The organism is Ureibacillus aquaedulcis, from assembly GCF_030418165.1.
GTDB classification, from domain to species: domain Bacteria; phylum Bacillota; class Bacilli; order Bacillales_A; family Planococcaceae; genus Ureibacillus; species Ureibacillus aquaedulcis.
Genome location: NZ_JAUHTQ010000028.1, coordinates 1 through 4947 on the forward strand (window position 1 = coordinate 1; position 4947 = coordinate 4947).

3 protein-coding genes are annotated in these 4947 nt (G+C 34.1%); all 3 read right to left on the reverse strand.

Going from position 1 to position 4947, the window contains the following annotated elements; genetic code table 11:
• Positions 1 to 248 precede the first annotated feature (248 nt).
• Genes QYB95_RS18920 through QYB95_RS18930 form a run of 3 tightly spaced genes read right to left on the reverse strand, consistent with a single transcriptional unit; the run spans position 249 to position 4116 of the window.
• The gene (locus QYB95_RS18920; RefSeq protein ID WP_301139926.1) at positions 249 to 1370 is read right to left on the reverse strand and encodes a Ger(x)C family spore germination protein; all 1122 of its coding nucleotides are present in this window, start codon (positions 1368 to 1370) and stop codon (positions 249 to 251) included.
• Positions 1367 to 2479, reverse strand: a complete 1113-nt coding sequence (locus tag QYB95_RS18925; protein ID WP_301139927.1) for a GerAB/ArcD/ProY family transporter — start codon at positions 2477 to 2479, stop codon at positions 1367 to 1369. The genes QYB95_RS18920 and QYB95_RS18925 overlap by 4 nt, the downstream gene beginning before the upstream one ends.
• The gene (locus QYB95_RS18930) at positions 2476 to 4116 is read right to left on the reverse strand and encodes a spore germination protein (RefSeq protein WP_301139928.1); all 1641 of its coding nucleotides are present in this window, start codon (positions 4114 to 4116) and stop codon (positions 2476 to 2478) included. The genes QYB95_RS18925 and QYB95_RS18930 overlap by 4 nt, the downstream gene beginning before the upstream one ends.
• Positions 4117 to 4947 lie beyond the last annotated feature (831 nt).

Here is a 4947-nt window from a genome sequence, read left to right on the forward strand (position 1 = left end):
GGAAAATAGCCACCGATTAAAATGGGAACACTAGTTGAATGATACTCATAAGAAGCAATTATAGTTTGTAATACAAACCTAGTAAATTGTGAATAAGATAAATGCACTGTATAAATCTTCCGTTTACAAGAGCGGATGCGAACAATCGAAGTTACTTGAATGTAGAAGGAGGCAGTAAAAGTAGGAAGGGATCAGTAAAAAGAAACCATTTCATTCTACCCTCTTTTGAAATGATTTCTTTTATTGGACTATTGGAAAACACCATCTCGAACGATAAGTGTCTTTACTGTTACGTTTACTTTCATTTCTGGATACATCTCATGCCATTTTTCTTCAGTTATGTTTGCTTTTCGAACTTGTGCTTTGTAGTGTTCGCCAAAGCGGAAAATATCAGAATTAACCTCTTGGCTATATTGAATCACCCGATTTAATTCACTTTCTATTTTTTTATTAATGGCCTTTTCAAGTTTTTTTTCTTCTTCTATAGTAGTTATGCGTAAACCTGAATGAATTTCTAGTAAACGCGCTTCTAGATTAAGTGTAAAATCAAATTCGGGTACTGTTTTATCAACTAATTTGATTTTTCGGCTCGAATTAATAGAGTCAATGGCAATTTTTACTTCCTTGTCAGAACCTTCAGAGAAAGATTCAATAGTTGAGGACGGGATGGCCAATTCCAATGCTCCATCCGAGAAGTCATTTCTAATCATTTTTGCATATAAAAGGTCTTGGGAAGGGAGCCTTCCAACCATCTTGGCTTCTAGAAAAAAAGCAATACCTGATATTTCAATATATTCTCCTTCTTTTTTCAAGATTGGCAGGGAGAAATTCGCCAATTGCGAGGTATTGTCACGATTCACTTCATGGAGGGTTGGTGACAAAGCATGATTTTGCTCAATATTATGATCGATTAATTGAAAAATATGTTGGCCAATGTCGGTAATATTTTTATAGCTGCTATCTATTAATGATTTTGCATCCCCCTCAACTACACCTAAATAGATACCATTGCTGATTTCAGGATTCATCTTTAGTGTGTGAATGAAATCATTTAAACCGGATTTTGCTAGCTCTTCACCGAATAATGCAACTCGTAACTGTCCTGCGCCGATTTTTTTCGACGTTTTTAACTCGATATTTACAAGGCCTCCTCTATTTGTGGCTTCCGTTGCTGATTGTATTTCCACCTTACTTTCCAAATCGGGGTTGATTTGTCGGATAACCGCTGTAGTGGTAATCTTGTCGTCCTCTGCTTTATCATAACTTAATAATGTCGTTAAACTGGTTCTCTCGAGAATCTTTTGGTTCGTACAACCAGCCAAAATCATCACAGCCACAAGGAATAGAGCTGATACTTTTAACGAATTCAATTTTTTCTCACCTGTCGTTTGAATATTTTGTTCTTTAAAAAAGCAATGAAGTAGATAAAAAACGGAAGTACAAATACTATATAAAATGAAACATGCCCAGAAATCTTATTAATTACATTCATTTGATATTGTGTTTCTATTAGAAATGATCCTATGAAAATGATTGCTGTAAAAAATAAAATAAACGTCTTCTGGTTTACCTTAATAATTCGGCCAATACCACGATAGGCTGACCAGGCATATATACAAAGATTTGGCAGGATAACAATTATCCAGAAACAAACGGTAAAAATTTCGATTCTTTCAAAGAAAGGGAGACGTACAATACTAAACAAGGACAATGTTGCCCATATTACCCTCTCAAGCTGTTCACCACTGAAAAATAGTAAGGAAACTAACATAACGAAAAGATAAACCACAAGAGTGTACAATAAGCCCAAATGTACATATAACTGAGCCTTCTTCTTTTCTTTTACATAAGGGTAAAGTGTAGTAAGTGCTTCAAAACCTACTATTGTGAAGGACATGGCGTATGCTCCTTTTAGTAGACTTATTAAATCATTATCGAAAATTGGAAATAAGTAATTAGCGTTAGCGAATTCAAGTGGATATACAAGGACACCCAACATCCATTGAGGTAAGAAGAAACCTATAAAACAAAGGCCGATGATTACTCTTAGTCCACCGGTAAAGGTATATATGACTAGCAATAGTACCGTGATAATAATAAAAGATGAATTGATATCGGGAAATACCCATGTAACCATAACTTCAGAGAAGTTATTAAGAATGGTAAAAAATATTACTCCAGAATAAATAACCAAGAGAAAATTAATAAAGTTACCAAAAAGTTTACCAAATAGGTCTATGTTGATCCCATAAATATCGTTCGAATCATACATCTCCAATACCTTGAACATAACAAACACTATAATGTGACTTGCTAGAAAACTGATAATAATAGATATCCATGAATCTTGTTTTGCTTCCTCATAGATGAGACTCTGAAACCCATAAACTCCGACCCCAATCTGAACTTTAGTAACAAAAAAGAAGAGGAGGGGAGCGTTGAACATTTGAGCAGGGCTAATTTGTAACTTAGTGTTCATTCTGTTGTTTTCTCCTTACCCTCCAGTGTTTTACTAATAGTTTCAGCATTGGGATTACTAACTCTTGCATTTGGTGACTTCCGCATCACAAACGGTATGGGAAGTCGAATTATACTATCCCCCCAATCTTTAAATCTTGGAGGATAGAAAGGTGCCATGTATGGAGCGCCTAAACTTGATTGGCGCAATAAATGAATTAGAAGAAAACAAAAAGCGAGCATAATACCATAAAAGCCCCAGAATCCAGCTAAAACAATAATCGGAAATCGAATGATCCTGATTACATTCCCCATTAAATAATTGGGTGTAGTAAATGAAGATAATGCGCATAAGGCAATAATTATTATAAGAATATTACTAGTAATACCTGCTTGTACTGCAGCTGTTCCAAGGACAATCCCTCCAACAATCCCGATCGTTTGCCCAACTTTGGTAGGTAATCTAGACCCCGCTTCACGAAGCAATTCAATAATCAACTCCAAAAAAAGTGCCTCCAGTATCGGCGGAAAGGGTACGATCGCCCGAGATTCACTGAGTGGCACCAATAGCGGTTGCGGAATAACTTCATAGTGAAAAGTTAAAGAAGCTACATACAAGGGTGTAAAAAAAATTGAAACAATGATGGCAGCGAATCGTAACAATCTTACAAATGTGGCGACCTGCCATCGTAAATTTTTGTCTTCTTTACTATGGAAAAACTCAATGAATGTCAGAGGGCAAAGGATGCCCATCGAACTTCCATCCACAATAATTCCTACTTTTCCACCTAATAATCCATCACAGAATCTGTCGGGGCGTTCGGTTAATAACATTTGGGGGAAGATGGATAAGGAACTATCATCAATCATTTCCGCCAGCATGGCGCTATCAAGTAAGTCTTCAATGTCTAAATCTTGTATTCTTTGTCGGACGGTATTTACATTTTGTTCAGTTGTAATACCGGCAAGATATAACAAGGAAACAGAAGTGCTTGTTTGCTTCCCAAGATTTACTCGCTCATTACAAAGATTGGGGTTTGTTATATATCGTCTGATAATAGATATATTGGTTGACATATTTTCATTGAAGCCTATCTGGGAACCAATTACCTGCGATTCATTCTCGGGTGTTGTTAGACTGCGCGATTCAACAGTTGGTATGATTGCTAAAACAATTTGAGAATAATCCTCTATATGAATAACAACAGCACCTGTCAACATATCCTCAATACATTTATTCAACTGATTGGTGACATTAACTTTTGGTAGTGCCAAAGATTTATGAATGTCAACCGGCGTCGGTTCGAAAGCATTATGCAAATAAGGGAGTATTTGTTTATCCAAAAGTTCTTCTTTTATTAAACCTTCTATAAATACAATCGTAATCTTATCCGTTACATAACGAATTACTAAGTCAGCTGGTGAATGAAGCTTTTCAGTTAGCAGATCAATAAATACCTTAGTGGAAGATGCAATATCACCATTTAGGTCCTTATTGGTAGTTGAGCTGCTTGGTAATTGCTTTGATATGTTCTCATTTTTCGTTAGATCATTTACATTTAAATCATCCGATTTTTTTCTATCGGTGTTTTCAGTGGACTGGTTTATGGATGACGAAATACTCTTTCTTTTTTTGAAAAATATAAGGACCCCCTCCATTTCATAGATTTTTGTATTTTGATGTGATGATATATATAATGAATGCAATTAAATCAATTAATAAAGAACCCTTCACTCAATATTCGAATCTCAAGATAAACTTTTTATATTGTCCATCTTGCCCAAAATTGCCAATTTTTAGTCCGATAAATTTTGATTATAGAAGAAGTTTGTAAAGTGAGGAGATAAGAGGGACATTTTTTCAAAACTGTTTGGATCTGAGATTATCTTAAATTGCATTAGAGGCTTGAGGAACTCTTTATTGGAATGGAATAAGCTAATAGAGGTTGATGAATAAATGTTAAACGCTCTAAGGATTCTTTGAAAAAACAATGCAATCACTTTTATAACCGAAGAACAATAGAGATATAGGCATTGAAAGAAACCAATCTAAATCTAAGGTAGATTACTATTGAGAATTCCTAGGTTATAGGGAATATATTATCTTAAGTAATTAGTAGAAATATTACTATATGTTTGTCGTTTTGTTTAATGGGTCATTAAAGATATCCGTTAAATATTCATTACTATATTATTTAAATAATAGTACTTGCAAACATTAAATTATATTAATATACTATCATTTGTTGTTAAGACGAGTTGGCTGACGATTGTAATTAAAAAAAGATATTGACTCCAGCTTATTAAATTGATACAATAATTTAGCTGTCATTTAAATATTATCTTTTCTCATAAAAAAAATATTTGATAAATATTTGATAAGTGTTAATATTTAAGAGTTGTCTTTGAAAACAGATGAGATTAAATTGTTGTTGACATAACAATCTTGTAATGTTACAATATAAAAGTTCGCTGTTGGTAGACAGAAAA

What these genes read in the sequence shown, in the direction of transcription:
- QYB95_RS18925 (WP_301139927.1), bottom strand. Translation starts at nt 2,479, where the DNA reads ATGAACACTAAGTTACAAATTAGCCCTGCTCAAATGTTCAACGCTCCC.
- QYB95_RS18930 (WP_301139928.1), bottom strand. Translation starts at nt 4,116, where the DNA reads ATGGAGGGGGTCCTTATATTTTTCAAAAAAAGAAAGAGTATTTCGTCA.